Below are 16,220 nucleotides of genomic sequence, written 5' to 3'. Positions count from 1 at the left end.
GGAGCGGGTGCGGGAGGGCAGGGGAGAGCGGGGAGAGCGCCGGGAAGGACGCGGGGAACGCACGGGCGGGGCGGGAGGGCAGGAGCGGGAGCCGGAGGACGGGAGGATCCCGATGCACACAGCCCGGCTGGGCTGGTACGGCCCGGGTCGTCGGCCGTCGGCCGACACGGTGCTGCTGCTCGGCATCCTCGGCCTCGCCGTCGAGGAGTCCCTCTTCCAATGGACCCACGCCGAAGGACCGTTGCGCCTCGTCCGTACCGTACTGGCCGCCCTCGCCGCGCTCTCCCTGGTGTTCGCCCGGCGCCACCCGGTGGCCTCCGCCGTCCTGCCGGTGCTCACCGGCGGCCTGTTCAACCGCGCCTTCCCCGGCCTGTTCAGCGTCTACCACCTCGCCTCCCTCGGCCGGACCGGCCCGGCCGCGGCCGGCGGCGCCGTCATCGCCCTGGTCAGCGCCGCCCGTGCCGATTCGCTGATCGGCTGGGCCGGCACCACCGGCTCCCAACTCCTCGTCGAGTCGGCGACCTTGTCCGTCGGGCTGTGGCTGCACGGCCGTCGGGTGCTGATCCGCACCCTGCACGAGCAGGTGGACGTGCTGCGCCGCGAGCGCGAACTGCGTGCCGAACAGGCCCGGTCCGCCGAACGCGCCCGGATCGCACGGGAGATGCACGACGTGCTCGCCCACCGCCTCAGCCTGCTGGTGCTGCACGCCGGGGTGCTGCGCGACCAGGCCCTCGCCGGTACCGTCGCCGACGACCCGGACCGGCTCGCCCACCGCCTCGAACTGCTCCGCACCACCGCGGCCCGGTCGCTCGACGACCTGCGCGACGTCCTCGGCGCCCTGCGCGCCGACCCCGCGCCGCCACCGGCCGCCGGGCAGGGGCCGCCGGGGTCCGCCGGGGCGGACCGCGTCCCGGCACCCGCCCTGCGCGACCTCACCGAACTCGTCGGCGAGGCGGTCTCGGCCGGGCAGCAGGTGGAACTGGCCCTCGCCGGGGATCCGGAGGCGGTGCCCACCACGCACCGCCTGGCCGTGCACCGGCTGGTGCAGGAGGCATTGACCAACGCCCGCAAGTACGCGCCGGCCGCGCCCGTCACCGTGCTGGTCCGCTACGGGGCCCCGGCCACCACCGTCGAGGTCCGCAACGGGCCGGGCGCGGCCTCGGCGAACGGTCCGGTCACCGGTGGCGGGTACGGCCTGGTCGGGCTCACCGAACGGGTCGGCGCACTCGGCGGACGGCTCGACGCGGGCCCTGACGGCGGGGGCGGCTTCCGGCTCTCCGCCCGGTTGCCCGCTCCCGAGCGTCCGCCCGACCCGGCGCCGGCCGCAGTCTCGGCTCCGGCCGCGGACATGGCCCCGGCCCCCGTACGGCCCGTGGTCGGCGGGCCCTCCCCGATCCCCGCCCAGCCCCCCGCCCCGAAGCCGGAGGACGCCTCATGATCCGCACGATGGTCGTGGACGACGACGCACTGGTGCGGCTCGGCCTCGTCGACCTCCTGGCCCAGGACCCGGCCCTGACCGTCGTCGCCGAGGCGGCCGACGGGCTGCAGGCCGTCGAACTCGCCCGCCGCCGGCGGATCGACGTCGCCCTCATGGACATCCGGATGCCCCGGCTCGACGGCATCGCCGCCACCCGGCGGCTGCGCGAACTGCCGGAGCCCCCGCGGGTGATCGCGCTCACCACCTTCGACCTCGACGAGTACGTCTACCAGGCGCTCGCCGCCGGTGCCGACGGCTTCCTGCTCAAGGACACCGAACCCGCCGAGATCGCCCGGGCCGTCCACGTCGTCGCCGCCGGCCAGGGGATGCTGCACCCGGCAGCGGCCCGCCGCCTCATCGACCGCTACCACCGCACGGGCGCGCCCCGGTCCGTGGCCGCCCGCAACCGGATCGCCGGGCTGACCCCGCGCGAGACGGACGTGCTGCGCGAACTCGCCGACGGGCTCTCCAACGCGGAGATCGCCGGCGCCCTCGGTATGCGGGAGAGCACCGTCAAGGCGCACGTCAGCCGGATCCTCACCGCGCTCGGGGTCGGCAACCGGGTCCAGGCGGCGCTGCTCGCCCGGGACGCCGGGATGGTGGAGGACGGCGGCTGAACCCGACCGCGGGGCCGGGCCGGCCGACCTCGACGGCCCGCCCGGTGGCCGGGCGGGGGCAGTGGGCGGATGCGTGGGAACCGCGTGGGGCGGGAGCCACGTTCGGTCCGCGCCGGACATCGTCCGGTGCGTGCCGCTCGCCGCGTGGAACCGAGGACGCCGCCAACCGGCCGTCCACCGACCCGTCCACCGACCCGTCCACCGACCCGTCCACCGACCCATCCACCGACCCATCCACCGACCGGACGGTGCGCCGCCAGGGGAGGGCGGGCACCGGGGCCGGTGGTGCCCGGTGAAGCTGTCGGGGCCCCGCTGGCTCCGCACTCCGATGGTGCCACCGAAGCCGCGTGGGACGTTACGTCGGGCGGTGTTCACGTGGGTGTTCCCCACGCTTCGGACCGGGCTCCCCCTGAGCCGGTGCTGTGCCCCCGGTTGGTACCGTGCGCTGAGCCGTTGTCACCCATCCGGCGTGGAAATCCCGCGCCTTGGCGGTTTGCGCTGCCGAACGCGGGCGGCGGGTCCATGGTGGAGATGGGCGCGATCCGGCGACCGCGTCCGCGCGCCGATCCAGGCCCGCGCGCCGAGCGCCCGCCGCCGTTCTCCGACGGGTGCCCGTGGCTGAGGCCCGGTCCCGGCACGCTGGGAGCAGGGCCACCTCGCAGGAAGTCGAACGGTTCTTCTAGGCTCACATCTCGGCTTCCCTGCGACGGTCCGGCCACTGCGCCCGTCACCAGGAGGCCGCCGTCCACGGGGCCCCGGGCGCACCGGGGCCACCGGATCGAGCGAGGAGGACGCAATGCCAAGCACGCCGACCAGCCGTTCCACCGCACCCGGGCCAGACGGGCCGTCCCGAAGGACCGCGCACCATCCCGGTCGATCGGCACGGTCGGGCCGGGCCCGGCAGCCGGGTTGGGGCGGTCGGCCGGTGCGGCCGCTGAATACCGGCGGCGGCCGCGGAGGCGAGCGTTGAGTCCCCAGATCGTCGGGTCGCCCGCCACACCGAGTGCCGCCGCCGAACCCGACCCGGACCGCGGCCCCGCCCCAGCGGGCGCGCCCGTCCCCGCCGATCCCGTCGCGCCCGCCCCTGCCACGCCCGCCCCTGCCGCGCCCGCTCGCACCGTGGTGGTCCCCGCGGCCCAGGCCGCCGCCGAGGGCGAGGCCCCCGCCGCCGGTGCCCCGGCCGCCGTCATGGCCGCGACCACCACCGCCGCGCTGGCGACCGCCGCGGCCGCCGCCGCGCTCCCCGGCCTGCCGCAGGCCCTCAGCACGAGAGCGCGCACCCTCGCCGGCGCCGTCCGGCGCCGCTGCGCCGATCTGGCCCGGATAGAGTCTCCGAGTGGGGACGCCCCCCGACTCGACGGCCTCGCCGAGGAGTTGGCCACCGGTTTCGGTGCGACCGGCGCCACCGCCCGCCGCGAACCGGGGCCGGCCGGAGACCACCTCGTCCTGGAGTGGGAAGGGCAGGACGAGACCCTTCCGCACCTGCTGATCGTCGGGCACCACGACACCGTCTGGCCGGTCGGCACCCTAGCGGACTGGCCCGTCACCGAGCAGGACGGCAGGCTCAGCGGGCCCGGCGTCGTCGACATGAAGGGCGGACTCGCCATCCTGGAGGGCGCGTTCGCCCTGCTCGCGGACCTGGGGCAGCGCCCGCACCGGACGGTCCGGCTGGTCGTCGTCTCGGACGAGGAGGTCGGCAGCCCGGACGGCAGGAGGCTCGTCGAGCGCCAACTCCGGGGCGCGGCAGCGGTCCTGGGCCTCGAACCGCCGCATCCCGACGGCCGGCTGAAGACCGCCCGGCGCGGCAGCACCCGGGTCCGGCTCACCGTCACCGGGCGCGAGGCGCACGCGGGCAACGACGCCCGCGACGGGGTGTCGGCCGTAGACGAGCTCGTCGACCAGCTCGTCGTCGTCCGGGGCCTCGCCGGCCAGCCCGGCACCGAGCTCAACGCCGGTCGGATCAGTGGTGGTTCGCGTGCCAACGTGATCGCCGGCCGGGCCGAGGCGGAGCTCGGTCTGCGGTTCGCCACCGCCGAGGCGCAGCGCCGTACGCTCGACAACCTCGCCAGACTCACCGCGCTGCGCCCGGGCGCGAGGGTGCGGACGGAGGTGCTGTCGAGCCGGCCGGCCTGGCCGGAGCGCTCGGCCAACCCGCTGCTGCGGCACGTCCGGTCGCTCGCCGCAGTGCTCGGTCAGCAGCTGGACGGCGGTCCGGCGGGCGGCGCAGGGGACACCAACCTGCCGGGTTCGCGCGGGTTGCCGACGCTGGACGGCTTCGGCGCGGTGGGCGCTGGTGCCCACGCCCGGCACGAGCACATCCGCCTCGACCAGCTGGCGCCCCGGATCGCCCTGCTGGCCGCGCTCCTCGCCGTTCCGCTGCCGAGGCTGCGGGACCGTACGGAGGGGTGACGGGCCTGCCCGGCCGCCGCTGAGGGCTTGGGTCGGCTGGCGCTAGCCCGCCACCCGTCCGCCCGCGGCCTGCCCGGCCGCGGGCGTGCCGCTCCCCGGCGTGCCGCTCGCCAGCGCCTTCGCCCGCCGTAGATGGGTGGTCGGCCGGCGACCGGCCCCGCGACCGGCCGACGACCGGCCGGTGCCGACTGACGGGTGACCGGTGACGGCGAACAGATGACAGCTGACAGATTTCAGAATCTGTCAGCTGTCATCTGTCGTCTGTGATCTGTTCGCCGCCGCCCCGCACCCCGTCACTCCTCCCGTGTCCCTTGCCATCCCTCCGTCCCGCCGCGCAGAATGGTACCGACCGAACGGTCAGTCGGTTGACGCCCCAGGGGGCGTCGGAGCAGGACACGAGAGGGGACCGTGGTGACAGCAGAGGTGGCCGAGGCGGTCCCGGCGCAGACGCCGGAAGACCGGTTCGAGGCGGTCGTCGCCGCCGAGCAGCGGATCGAGCCCAGGGACTGGATGCCCGAGGCCTACCGGGCCACGCTCATCCGCCAGATCGCCCAGCACGCCCACTCCGAGATCATCGGCATGCAGCCCGAGGGGAACTGGCTCACCCGTGCCCCCTCCCTGCGCCGCAAGGCCATCCTGCTCGCCAAGGCCCAGGACGAGGCCGGCCACGGCCTCTACCTCTACGCCGCCGCCGAGACGCTCGGCGTCGACCGCGCCGAGCTCACCGAGAAGCTGATCTCCGGGCGCCAGAAGTACTCCTCGATCTTCAACTACCCCACCCTCACCTTCGCCGACGTCGGCGTGATCGGCTGGCTGGTGGACGGCGCCGCGATCTGCAACCAGGTCCCACTCTGCCGCTGCAGCTACGGCCCCTACGCCCGCGCGATGGTGCGGATCTGCAAGGAGGAGTCCTTCCACCAGCGCCAGGGCTACGAGCTGCTGATGACGCTGATGCGCGGCACCGAGGCCCAGCGCCGGATGGTCCAGGACGCGGTGGACCGCTGGTGGTGGCCGTCGCTGATGATGTTCGGCCCCCCGGACGCCGACTCGCCGAACACCGCCCGCTCGATGGCCTGGCGGATCAAGCGCCACACCAACGACGACCTGCGCCAGCGCTTCGTCGACATGTCCGTCCCCCAGGCCGAGCACCTGGGCGTCACCCTCCCGGACCCGGAGCTGCGCTGGAACGAGGAGCGCGGCGGCTGGGACTTCGGCGAGCCGGACTGGTCCGAGCTGACCAGGGTCATCCAGGGCCAGGGGCCGTGCAACACCCAGCGGATCGACCGCCGCCGGGCCGCGCACGAGGACGGCGCCTGGGTCCGCGAGGCGGCCGTCGCCTACGCGGCCAAGCGCCGGGCCGAGCAGTCCGCACCGGCCGCCGCGGAGCCGTCGGAGAGCCCGCGGCCCGCCGGAGAGCACGCGCACACCGAACAGGAGAACGGAAAGTGACCGAGTCCAAGGCCGGGTCCAAGGCCGGCTGGCCGCTGTACGAGGTGTTCGTGCGCCCCCGGCGCGGCCTGAACCACGTCCACGTCGGCTCGCTGCACGCGGCCGACGACCGGATGGCGCTGCTCGCCGCCCGCGACCTCTACACCCGCCGCAACGAGGGGGTCAGCCTCTGGGTGGTCCGCTCGGACGCGATCACCGCCTCCACCCCGGACGAGCGGGACCCGTTCTTCGAGCCGAGCGGCGACAAGGTCTACCGCCACCCGACCTTCTACGACATCCCCGAGGATGTCCCGCACATCTGACGGGGGAACCGCCATGCAGGATCACACCACGCACACCGACGCGCACGACGTCGACGACCACGTGTACCTGAGCCTCACCGAGGCCGCCCCCGGCCCCGAGGGCGAGGGCCGCTGGGCGTACGGGACGGGCTTCGCCGACCCGCTGCTGGGTGTGGACACCACTCTGCCGGCCGGCCTGGACGGAGCCGACCTCGCCGCCTGCTGCCTGATGCTCGGCGACGACGCCCTGGTCCTCTCCCAGCGGCTGATCGAGTGGTGCACCCGGGCGCCCGAGCTGGAGGAGGAGGTCGCGCTCGCCAACCTGGGCCTGGACCTGCTCGGCCAGGCCAGGCTGCTGCTCACCCGCGCCGGCCAGGCGGACGGCTCCGGCCGCACCGAGGACGACCTGGCGTACTGGCGGGAGGAGCACGAGTTCCGCAACGTCCGCCTGGTCGAGCTGCCCAACGGCGACTTCGCGCACTCGATCGCCCGGCTGCTGCTGTTCGCGACCGCCCGCGGCGCGCTCTACGAGGCGCTCGCCACGCACCCGGACCCGGTGCTGGCCGCGGTCGCCAACCGGGGCGCCAAGGAGCTGGCGTACCACCGCGAGTACGCCACCGCCTGGACGCTGCGGCTGGGCGACGGCACGCCGTACTCGTCGGCGCGGATGCAGGCCGGTCTGGACGCGGTCTGGCCGCTGCTGGAGGAGCTGTTCACCGCCCATCCGATGGAGCTCCGGGTGGGCGTGGACCCGGCCGCACTGCGCGAGCCGGTGCTGCGCGAGCTCGGCGCCGTCCTCGCCGAGGCCGGACTGACCGTGCCGCAGGTGCCGCCGCTGGCCACCGTGCTCGGCCGGGCCGGTCGCGACGGCGTGCACACCGAGGCACTGGGCCTGCTGCTCGCCGAACTCCAGGTGCTGGCCCGCGCCCACCCGGGGGCGACGTGGTGAGCGCGACGACGGCGGCCGGCGCGGCGCTCCCGGCGGCGGCCGACAGGGAGGTCACCGGGGCGGCCTGGGAGATCGCCGCGGCCGTCCCGGACCCGGAGCTGCCCATGCTCACCCTGGCCGATCTGGGCGTGCTGGCCGAGGTCGAGACGGACGGCGCCGAGGTGACGGCCTGGCTGACGCCGACCTACTCCGGCTGCCCGGCCGTCGCCGAGATGGCCGCCGACGTGGACCGCCGACTGCGCGCGGCCGGGTACCGGGCCGTCCGGGTCCGGCTGCGGCTGGACCCGCCGTGGTCCACCGACCTGATCACCGCCGAGGGCCGACGCAAGCTCGCCGAGGCGGGGATCGCCCCGCCGCACCCGAGCACGGCCGCCGCAGGCGCGGCCGGCGCGGCCGGGCCCCGGCCCGTCGCGCTGACCCTCGGCCCCACCCGCACCGCCGCCGCCCTCCCCGTGCCCTGCCCGCGCTGCGGCGGCGCGGACACGGAGGAGCTGTCCCGCTTCGGCTCCACCGCCTGCAAGGCGCTCTGGCGCTGCCGCGCCTGCCGGGAGCCCTTCGAACGCGTCAAGGAGATCTGAATGCCCGCCGCCTCGCCCGCAGCCTCCTCCGCCGAGGCCTCGCTCACCGCGGCCCCGTCCGTCGAGGACCTCGGCCCGGCCGTCCGCCCGGCCCGTCGCCCGGCCTTCCACCGGCTGCGGATCGACCGGATCGAGCGGCTCTGCGAGGACGCCGTGGCGGTGACCTTCGCGGTGCCGGACGGGCTCGCGGAGGAGTTCGCGTTCCGGCCGGGCCAGACCCTGACCCTGCGCAAGGTGGTGGACGGCGGCGATGAGCGCCGCTCGTACTCGATCTGCGCCCCGGCCGGGGGCCCGCTGCGGATCGCCGTCCGGGAGGTGCCCGGCGGGCTGTTCTCCCGGTGGCTGGTGCGGGACGCGCGGCCCGGCGAGGAGGTGGAGGTGCTGACGCCGTCGGGCCTGTTCACCCCCGAACTCGGTGCCCCCGCCGACCACGTGCTGCTCGCGGCCGGCTCCGGCGTCACCCCGATGCTGTCGATCGCCGCCTCCGTGCTGGCCGCCGACCGCCGCTCCACCGTCACCCTGCTCTACGGCAACCGGCGCAGCGACACCGTGATGTTCGCGGACGAGCTGGCCGACCTGAAGGACCGCTACCTCGGCCGCTTCCAGCTGGTCCACGTGCTGTCCCGGGAGACCCGAGACGCCGAACTGCTCACCGGCCGCCTCGACCCGGAACGGGTGCGGGCCCTGCTGGCGGCGCTGGTGGACGTGCCGACCGTCGGGCACTGGTGGCTCTGCGGCCCGTTCGGCATGGTCGCCGGGGCGAAGGAGCTGCTCGCCGAGCTGGACGTGCCGGGTGAGCGGGTGCACCAGGAGCTGTTCCACGCCGACGACGAACCGGTCGCCGAGCGCCCCGAGGACCGCGACGACGCGGACGCCGCCGACGGCGCGCACAGCGAGGTGACCGTCGTCCTGGACGGACGCGGCAGCACCCTCGCCCTCGCGCGCGACCGCTCGATCCTCGACGGCGCCCAGCGCTCCCGCCCCGACCTGCCGTTCGCCTGCAAGGGCGGGGTCTGCGGCACCTGCCGCGCCCTGGTCACCGAGGGCGAGGTGGAGATGCGCCGGAACTTCGCGCTGGAGGAGAAGGAGCTCGCCGCCGGCTACACCCTCACCTGCCAGGCCCGGCCGCTCACCGACCGGGTGACGGTCGACTTCGACCGCTGATCCGCTGATCCGTCGACTCGCCGGCCCGATGACCGCGTCCGGGGGCCGTTGCCGACGGGCCGGTGACCGCCGGGGTCCGCCTCGCGGGCCGGGCGGGCCGGCGGGCGTCAGACCACGGCCGGTACCGCAGCCGGAAGCAGGGCCACGGCCGGGGTCCGCACCGGGACCGGGACCGGGGCCTGGACCGGGACGGGGACCGGAGCCGTGGCGGGATCCACGGCCGGGGCGGGCTGCTCGGCGGGGTCGCCGAGCAGCCGGACCAGGTCGTTGACGGCGGCGCGCCCGGCCCGGTTGGCGCCGATGGTGCTGGCGGACGGGCCGTAGCCGACCAGGTGGACGCGCGGATCGGCGGTGGCCCGGGTGCCGGTGAGGGCGATGCCGCCGCCGGGGGAGCGCAGCCCGAGCGGGGCCAGGTGCCCGACCTCCGGCCGGAAACCGGTGGCCCACACGATCGCGTCCACCGCCAGCTCCTGGTCGCCCCAGGCGACGCCGTGCTCGGTGAGCCGGTCGAACATCGGCCGCCGGTGCAGCGCTCCCAGCTCCTCGGCGCGCCGGTAGGCGACGGACGGGCCGAGGCCCGTCACGCTCACCACGCTGCGCACCGGCAGCCCCTGCCGGACTCGCTCCTCGACCTTGGCGACCACCGCGCGACCGTACTCGGGGGTGAAGGGCCCCTCGTGGAAGACGGGTTCGCTCCGGGTGACCCAGACGGTCTCGCCGACCGCCGCCACCTCGGACAGCACCTGGATCGCGGAGGCGCCGCCGCCGACCACCAGGACGCGCCGGCCCGCGAACTCCTCCGGGCCGCGGTACTCCGCGTAGTGCAGCTGACGCCCGCCGAAGTGACCCGGGTAGTGGGGGAGGAAGGGGCGGGTCCAGGTGCCGGTGGCGTTGATCAGGGCCCTGGTGGACCAGGTGCCCCGGTCGGTCTCGACCAGCAGCCGGGAGCCCGGGCGGTCGGACTCGGCGCGCACCGTGCGCACGGTGACCGGGCGCACGACGGGGAGCGCGTGGCGGGCCTCGTACGCCGCGAAGTACCCCGGCACCACCTCGCGCGCGGGGGCCTGCGGGTCGACCGGCGGGAGCTCGGCGTCCGGGAGGTCGTGGAAGCCGTGGACGGTGGCCATCCGCAGGGACGGCGCGCGGTGCGCCCAGGCGCCGCCCGGCGCGGGGTCGGCGTCGAGTACGACGAAGCCGCCGTCGGCGTCCGCCCGGTAGGGGACGAAGCCGCGGCGGCCCAGGTGGTAGGCGGCCGACAAACCCGCCTGGCCGGCGCCCACCACCAGCACGTCCACGCGCCGGGCTCCACCGTCGTTCGTTGCACCGTAAACAGTCACGACCGTGAAACATCCGGGGTGGGGACGGTGTTCCCGGGCGGTGGACGCTCCTGGGCGGCGGGTGTTCCCGTGCCGTCAGCCGTCAGCCGTCAGCCGTCAGCCGTCAGCCGTCAGCCGTCAGCTGCCGGTGGTCGGTGGGTCGGTGGTCGGCGACCCTGCGCGACCTCGCGCTCGGCGGTGGTCGGGCGCCACTCTCAGGTGGCGGGGGAGATCACCACGGCCGTGCCGTACGCGCAGACCTCGGTGCCGACGTCCGCCGCCTCCGTCACGTCGAAGCGCATCATCAGGACGGCGTTGCCGCCGCGCGCGCGGGCCTGCTCGACCAGCCGCTGCATCGCCTCGTTGCGGCTCTCCACCAGGGTCTTCGTCAAGCCCCGCAGCTCGCCGCCGATCAACGACTTCAGCCCTGCGCCGATCTGGCTGCCGATGTGACGGCTGCGCACGGTCAGTCCGAAGACCTCGCCGATCACGTGGTCGACCCGGTAACCGGGGATGTCGTTGGTGGTCACGACCAGGACGTCGGCGTTCGGGCCCTGCCCGCCGCCGTACTCGTTGATGTCAGCCATGGCGCCCATCCTGCCGCCGTCGTGCGTCCGAGTGACAGAGGCACGACCGGGCGATGGCCGAGAAGGCGTCCAGAAGCTGGTTCAGACCGGTGATCGGGCGGCCGAAAGGCCGTACCGTAGCCCCATGGGCGAGCGAAGCGATCATCCACAGGGGCCGGGCGCGGCGGAGGACTCCGGTGCGCAGGAGATCGAGGCGACGGTGGTGCTGGGCCTGCGGATCACCGACTGGCCGGCGCTGCGCGCCGCCGCGATCAGGGCGGTCGAGGACCTGACGTTCGAGGGCATCGACCCGGCCGGCCAGCGCCGTGAACTGCTGCGCGAGGTCGCCGAGGACGCCAACGCGGCGCTCGGCGCGCTGCTGCACCCGGACCGGCTGGTGGCCGCGATCCCGGGCGTCGAGGCGATCGGCGGCACGCTGGAGATCAGCGTCACCGAGGACTTCGCGCCGGACTTCGCCGAGCTGTTCCCGCTGGAGGGGGACGACGAGGAGGGCGGCGCGGGGGTGGACTGGACGCTCACCCCGCGCACCGCGTGCCTGCTGCACGCCCAGCTGCTCGGCCTGGCCGACGCGGCCTACGACGACCTGGACGAGCACGGCGACGACCCGGTCGCCGAGGGCGACGACGCCGACTGGACGGTTTTCGCCCGGCTGCCCCAGCGCACCTGGCGGCTCCACCGCGCCTGGCGCCGCGCGATGGCCCGTGCCTTCGATGACCTGGCCGACGACCTCGCGCTCGGCGAGTGGCCGCTGCCGCGCTGCCTGGCCGAGGAGATCGCCCTGCGGATGGCCCTGGTCGACGCCCGGGCCCTGCTCGGCGCGCAGCCCGAGTCGGTGGCCGACATGATGGGCGACCTCCCGGCCGACCTGTACGACTACGACTGGGACGGCTGCCACGACGAGCTGTTCGGTGTCTACGGGCCGGACGACGGTGACCCGGAGCTCGGTGCCGAGCAGCGGACCGAGGTGCTGCTGGCGGCCACGCACCCCGAGGGCTGGTTCCTGACGTACGAGGACGCCGAGGCGAGGGACCCGCAGCGCGGCTACCGGCGCTGACCGGCTGTCGGGCTTTTCGGGCTGTCGGGTCCGTGCCCGGCGTTCCGGCGTTCCGGTGTCCGGGCGCTGGGGCGGGGGTCCGGCTAGGCTGCGGGCATGTCCGATGCGTCTGATGTGCGTGATGTGCCGGGGCGGACGGCCGGGGCGGACGGCCTGCCGCCCGGCGAGGGCGACCAGGTGTTCGCCCGGATCTCGCTCGGGCTGGAGGGCGTGCAGGCCGCGCAGCGCGGTCGGACCGCCCAGGCGCGGGCCAGCTTCGAGGCCCTCTGGGAGGCACTCGGTGAGAGCGGAGACGTCTTCCACCGCTGCGTCCTGGCGCACTACCTGGCCGACCTGCAGGACGACCCGCAGGCCGAACTGGAATGGGACCTGAGGGCGCTGGCCGCGGCTGACTCGCTCACCGCCGAACGCGCCGAGACCTACGGGTCCGCCCTCCAGGTGCGGGCCTTCTACCCCTCGCTGCACCTCAACCTGGCCTCGGACCACCTCAAGCTCGGCGAGCCCTCGCTGGCGCGCGAACAGCTGGAGCACGCCGTGCACAGCCTGGACGCCCTGCCCGAGGACGCCTACAGCGCGAGCATCCGGACGGCGGTCGACGAACTGCGCCAGCGGCTGCGTTGAGCGGGCCGCGCCGCCGTCCCGCCCGGAGTGCGCCCGGCCCGTCCGTCGTGTCCGGCCCGTCCCGTCTCGTCTCCTCCCGTCCTGCCTCGTGTCGGCCCGTTTCCTTTCGTCCGTCCCGGACACCGCGTGATCACCGGCTCGGCCGGGCTGGCATGCTGGACGGGTGACTTCTCCGTTCGATGACCCGACTCCCGCTCCCGCCTCCGCCCCCGTCCCCGAGGGGGACTCCGCCCCGCACCCCGAGGACCGCGACGCGCGGACGCAGTACGTGCTGCCGCTGGTCGTCCGGCTGGAGCGGGCCACGCCGCCCGGGCGGACGGACGCGCTGGAGACCTCGGCGCGGGCGGTCCTCACCCTGCTGGCCGACGCGCGGGTGACCGGGGCGGACGGCGAGTGGGCGGAACGCGTCGTGGCCTGGGAGGACGCCCGCATCCGCAAGGTGGTCCGGCGGGCCCGCGGCGGGGAGTGGCGCAGGGCGGGCGAGCTGCCGGGGATCACGGTCGCCGGACGGGAGGCCGAGGTGCGGGTGTTCCCGCCCGTCCCGCTGGACGGCTGGCCCAAGGAGCTCGCCAAGCTCCAGGTCTCGGGTACGGACCTGGAGGAGACGGCCGAGGTCGGCGCTCCGGAGCCGGGCCTGTCGGTGCTGTGGCTCAACCCCGAGCTGGAGATGAGCGCGGGCAAGACGATGGCGCAGACCGGTCACGCGGCGCAGCTCGCGTGGTGGCGACTGGACGAGGCGCAGCGCAAGGAATGGGCCGAGTCCGGGTTTGCGCTCGCGGTGCGGACGGCCTCTCCTGAGGCGTGGCAGGGACTTGTCGCGAGTGGCCTGCCGTTGGTCCGGGACGCGGGCTTCACCGAGATCGCGCCCGGCAGTTGCACGGTGGTCGCGGACCACCCGGCGCTGCGGTGATCGGTGGTCGGTGACGTGCAATCGGTGCCCCTTGACCGGTGAGCGGCGTGGGGGAGCCGTGACGCGCGGCAGCCAGCGGAGGCCGGCTGACAGATGACAGCGAACAGATTTCAGATTTCAGATTTCAAAATCTGTTATCTGTTTGCCGTCATCTGTTTCGTCCCTTCGGCGCTCGCTCTCGTCCGGCGCCGGCGGTCGAGAGGGTCAGCCGGCCTCGAACCGCCGGAGGGCTCGCAGGCCGCCGTAGGCCGCGGCGGCCGTCCAGAGGGCCATGATCAGCAGCCCCGTCCAGTGCCCGTAGTGGACACCGGCCTCGGCCTGGGTGCGGGTCGCGTACAGCCCGGCGCGGTCGGGCAGGAACTGCCCGGCCTCGCGGACGCCGGGGATGGCCGCGAGCCAGGTGGTACCGAGGAACAGCATCGGCGTCAGCACACCGAGCGCGGCGCTGAAGTTGCCCAGCATCGCCGTCATTCCGAGGCAGAGCAGCACCAGCAGCGGGTGGTAGAGCACTCCGGCGAGGAAGCTGCGGGCCAGGCCGGGGGTGGAGAGGTCCAGGCCGACGGTGGCGCCGACGACGAGGAACGAGCCCGCCGTCGAGACCAGGCCGAGCAGCAGTCCCACCGCGGCCCCGAGCGCGAGCTTCGCTCCGTACAACCGCCTGCGCAGGGGTACGGCGGCGAGCGAGGTGCCGATCATGCGGGTGTTGAACTCCTGGCCGATCAGCAGGATCCCGGTGCAGGCCACGGCCACGTGGCCGAAGAGCAACCCGTAGTAGATCCCGCCGGCGGGATCCTCGCCCGGTGTGTGGTCCTTCGTGCCGTAGGCGGCGTTGACGGCCGTGGTGATCCCGACGGTCAGGGCCAGGGCCACCAGCGGGGCCGCCCACTGCGAGGGCAGGGTGGTGAACTTGATCCGTTCGGCGCGCAGTGCGTGGATGGGGCTCAATCCCTCGTCTCCACTTCGTTCGTGGTCGGTTGGCGGTTTGTGGTCCGCCGGGGAGTGCGGATCCACCCGGCGATCGTGGGGTGGCCGGGGCACCTTGGCCGTGGGAGTCACCCGGTGCGTCGCAGCGCGAGCAGTCCGCCGTAGGCGGCCCCGCCGGCCCACAGGGCCATGATCAGCAGCCCGGTCCAGTGGCCGTACGCCACCTGTGGATCGTCGGCGTAGCGCAGGGCGTACTGGCCCGCCCGGTCGGGCAGGAACTGGGCCACCCGGCGCACCCCGGGAACGCCGCCGAGCAGGGGCGAGAGCAGGAACACCACCGGTACCAACAGGCCCATGGCGGCGGTGAGGTTGCCGAGCAATGCCGTCGTCCCGAGGCAGAACACCACGAGCAGCACCGGGTACAGCACACCGGCGGTGGCGGAGCGGGCGAAGCCGGGGCCGTCCCAGGCGCCGGGCACGGTGGTTGCGTACCCGGCGAAGGCGCCCGCCGTGCCGGTCGCACCGACGGCGAGGCCCACGAGGGCACCGAGCGTGAGCTTCGCTCCGTACAGCAGGCCGCGTCGGGGCACGGCGGTGAGCGAGGCGTCGATCATGCGGGTGTTGAACTCCTGGCCGATCAGCAGGACGGCGAAGCAGGTCAGCGCGGCCTGGCCGAAGTTGAGCCCGTAGTGGACTCCCGTACCGGGGTCGTCGGTGAGGTTGTGGTCCTTGTCGCCGAGGGCCGCGCCGACCGTCGTGGTGACGCCGGCGGTCAGGCCGAGGGCGAGCAGCGGGGTGAGCCAGAGCGAGCGGAGGGTGGTGAACTTGATCCGCTCGGCGGTGAGGGCGTTGAGGGCGTTCATGCGGCGGCCTCCGCGCGGTACTCGAGACTGTCGGCCGTCATCCTCATGAAGGCCTCCTCCAGGGAGTCCTGTCGGGTCGTGATCTCGTACAGCACGACGCCGTGCGCGGCGGCGAGGGCGGCGATCCGCTCGGGCTCGAGGCCGGTCACCTCCCAGGCGCCGCCGTCGACCTGGGTCGCGGTGGGGGCGCCCCCGATGTCCCGGGCACCCGGCGATCGGCCGTTAGGCATTTCACCGTCGGGCAGTTGGTCCCTGGCCAGTTGGTCCTTGAGCAGTTCGCCGCCGAGCAGTCCGCCGCCGAGCAGGGCGGCCAGCTTGTCCGGGTCGACGGCTCGGACCCGGATCCGGGTGCGGCCGTGACGGTCGAGGAAGTCGCGGGTGGCGGCGTCCGCCAGCAGCCGGCCGCGGCCGATCACCACCAGGTGGTCCGCGGTGAGCGCCATCTCGGTCATCAGGTGGGACGAGACCAGTACGGCACGGCCCTCGGCGGCCAGCCGGCGCAGCAGGGTGCGGATCCACCGGATGCCTTCCGGGTCGAGGCCGTTGACCGGTTCGTCCAGCAGCAGTACCGGCGGGTCGCCGAGCAGGGCGGCGCCCACGCCGAGGCGCTGGCGCATGCCCAGCGAGAAGGTCCGGATCCGCCGCCCGGCGGCCTCGGCCAGGCCGACCTGGGCGAGCACCTCGTCCACCCGGCGCTGCGGCAGGCCGTTGCTCGCGGCGAGCCAGCGCAGGTGGCCGCGGGCCGTGCGGCCGCCGTGCAGGGCGTGGGCGTCCAGCAGCGCGCCGACCCGGCGCAGCGGGTCGGAGAGTTCGGTGTACGGGCGGCCGTCGACGAGGGCGCGTCCGGCGGTCGGGCGGTCGAGGCCGAGGACCAGGCGCATGGTGGTGCTCTTGCCGGCGCCGTTCGGGCCGAGGAACCCGGTCACCAGCCCGGGCCGGACCTCGAAGGACAGCTCGTCGACGACGCGTCGGCCGCCGTACTCCTTGGTGAGGCCCTGGATGTCGATCACGGCCGTGCTCC

General features: G+C 75.0%; 16 protein-coding genes. 11 read left to right on the top strand and 5 right to left on the bottom strand.

Going from position 1 to position 16,220, the window contains the following annotated elements; genetic code table 11:
• The first annotated feature begins 112 nt into the window (after positions 1-112).
• The 8 genes from ACIRS1_RS01525 (at position 113) to paaE (ending at position 8,924) form a co-directional block, all read left to right on the top strand.
• Positions 113-1,438: a sensor histidine kinase gene (locus ACIRS1_RS01525; protein ID WP_402835953.1), complete on the top strand. Its 1,326-nt coding sequence runs from the start codon at positions 113-115 to the stop codon at positions 1,436-1,438.
• A complete protein-coding gene (locus ACIRS1_RS01520) occupies positions 1,435-2,094 on the top strand; it encodes a response regulator transcription factor (protein ID WP_360205342.1) in 660 nt (219 codons plus the stop codon). The genes ACIRS1_RS01525 and ACIRS1_RS01520 overlap by 4 nt, the downstream gene beginning before the upstream one ends.
• Before the next feature lie 1,119 nt (positions 2,095-3,213).
• A complete protein-coding gene (locus ACIRS1_RS01515; protein WP_402835951.1) occupies positions 3,214-4,503 on the top strand; it encodes a M20/M25/M40 family metallo-hydrolase in 1,290 nt (429 codons plus the stop codon).
• A gap of 423 nt (positions 4,504-4,926) precedes the next feature.
• Positions 4,927-5,952 (top strand): 1,2-phenylacetyl-CoA epoxidase subunit PaaA, encoded by a 1,026-nt coding sequence (gene paaA, locus ACIRS1_RS01510; protein WP_402836295.1) that lies wholly within the window; start codon positions 4,927-4,929, stop codon positions 5,950-5,952.
• The gene (gene paaB, locus ACIRS1_RS01505) at positions 5,949-6,254 is read left to right on the top strand and encodes a 1,2-phenylacetyl-CoA epoxidase subunit PaaB (protein ID WP_350578449.1); all 306 of its coding nucleotides are present in this window, start codon (positions 5,949-5,951) and stop codon (positions 6,252-6,254) included. The genes paaA and paaB overlap by 4 nt, the downstream gene beginning before the upstream one ends.
• Positions 6,255-6,267: 13 nt before the next feature.
• The gene (paaC, locus tag ACIRS1_RS01500; RefSeq protein WP_402835949.1) at positions 6,268-7,182 is read left to right on the top strand and encodes a 1,2-phenylacetyl-CoA epoxidase subunit PaaC; all 915 of its coding nucleotides are present in this window, start codon (positions 6,268-6,270) and stop codon (positions 7,180-7,182) included.
• Positions 7,183-7,253: 71 nt separating this feature from the next.
• Positions 7,254-7,760 carry a 1,2-phenylacetyl-CoA epoxidase subunit PaaD gene (gene paaD, locus ACIRS1_RS01495; RefSeq protein WP_402836293.1) on the top strand — a complete coding sequence of 169 codons (507 nt, stop codon included), beginning with the start codon at positions 7,254-7,256 and terminating at the stop codon, positions 7,758-7,760.
• Positions 7,761-8,924, top strand: a complete 1,164-nt coding sequence (gene paaE / locus ACIRS1_RS01490) for a 1,2-phenylacetyl-CoA epoxidase subunit PaaE (protein ID WP_402835947.1) — start codon at positions 7,761-7,763, stop codon at positions 8,922-8,924.
• 107 nt (positions 8,925-9,031) lie between these two features.
• On the opposite strand, the gene ACIRS1_RS01485 is transcribed toward paaE, so the two are convergent.
• Together ACIRS1_RS01485 and ACIRS1_RS01480 are read right to left on the bottom strand one after the other, a co-directional pair.
• Positions 9,032-10,219 carry an NAD(P)-binding domain-containing protein gene (locus ACIRS1_RS01485; RefSeq protein WP_402835945.1) on the bottom strand — a complete coding sequence of 396 codons (1,188 nt, stop codon included), beginning with the start codon at positions 10,217-10,219 and terminating at the stop codon, positions 9,032-9,034.
• A 236-nt stretch (positions 10,220-10,455) separates the two neighbouring features.
• A complete protein-coding gene (locus ACIRS1_RS01480) occupies positions 10,456-10,827 on the bottom strand; it encodes a YbjQ family protein (protein ID WP_360205361.1) in 372 nt (123 codons plus the stop codon).
• 124 nt (positions 10,828-10,951) lie between these two features.
• Between ACIRS1_RS01480 and ACIRS1_RS01475 the strand changes: the two genes are divergently transcribed.
• The 3 genes from ACIRS1_RS01475 to ACIRS1_RS01465 all read left to right on the top strand — a co-directional run bounded on the left by ACIRS1_RS01475 (position 10,952) and on the right by ACIRS1_RS01465 (position 13,412).
• The gene (locus ACIRS1_RS01475) at positions 10,952-11,881 is read left to right on the top strand and encodes a hypothetical protein (RefSeq protein WP_402835943.1); all 930 of its coding nucleotides are present in this window, start codon (positions 10,952-10,954) and stop codon (positions 11,879-11,881) included.
• 96 nt (positions 11,882-11,977) lie between these two features.
• Positions 11,978-12,502 (top strand): hypothetical protein, encoded by a 525-nt coding sequence (locus ACIRS1_RS01470; protein WP_402835941.1) that lies wholly within the window; start codon positions 11,978-11,980, stop codon positions 12,500-12,502.
• Between the two features lie 163 nt (positions 12,503-12,665).
• A complete protein-coding gene (locus ACIRS1_RS01465; protein WP_402835939.1) occupies positions 12,666-13,412 on the top strand; it encodes an aminoacyl-tRNA hydrolase in 747 nt (248 codons plus the stop codon).
• 204 nt (positions 13,413-13,616) lie between these two features.
• Here ACIRS1_RS01465 and ACIRS1_RS01460 read toward each other — a convergent pair whose 3' ends face one another.
• The 3 genes from ACIRS1_RS01460 to ACIRS1_RS01450 form a co-directional block, all read right to left on the bottom strand.
• The gene (locus ACIRS1_RS01460; protein ID WP_402835937.1) at positions 13,617-14,357 is read right to left on the bottom strand and encodes a hypothetical protein; all 741 of its coding nucleotides are present in this window, start codon (positions 14,355-14,357) and stop codon (positions 13,617-13,619) included.
• 107 nt (positions 14,358-14,464) lie between these two features.
• The gene (locus ACIRS1_RS01455; protein WP_402835935.1) at positions 14,465-15,199 is read right to left on the bottom strand and encodes a hypothetical protein; all 735 of its coding nucleotides are present in this window, start codon (positions 15,197-15,199) and stop codon (positions 14,465-14,467) included.
• On the bottom strand, positions 15,196-16,209 hold the full coding sequence (locus tag ACIRS1_RS01450; RefSeq protein ID WP_402835933.1) for an ABC transporter ATP-binding protein: 1,014 nt from the start codon (positions 16,207-16,209) through the stop codon (positions 15,196-15,198). Before ACIRS1_RS01450 ends, ACIRS1_RS01455 begins: the two co-directional genes overlap by 4 nt.
• Between the last annotated feature and the right edge of the window lie 11 nt (positions 16,210-16,220).

It is taken from the genome of Kitasatospora sp. NPDC101176 (genome assembly GCF_044768035.1).
In the GTDB taxonomy this organism is placed as follows: domain Bacteria; phylum Actinomycetota; class Actinomycetes; order Streptomycetales; family Streptomycetaceae; genus Kitasatospora.
The sequence above is the reverse complement of the archived record's forward strand: the minus strand, read 5'-3'. Positions and strand labels throughout refer to the sequence as shown.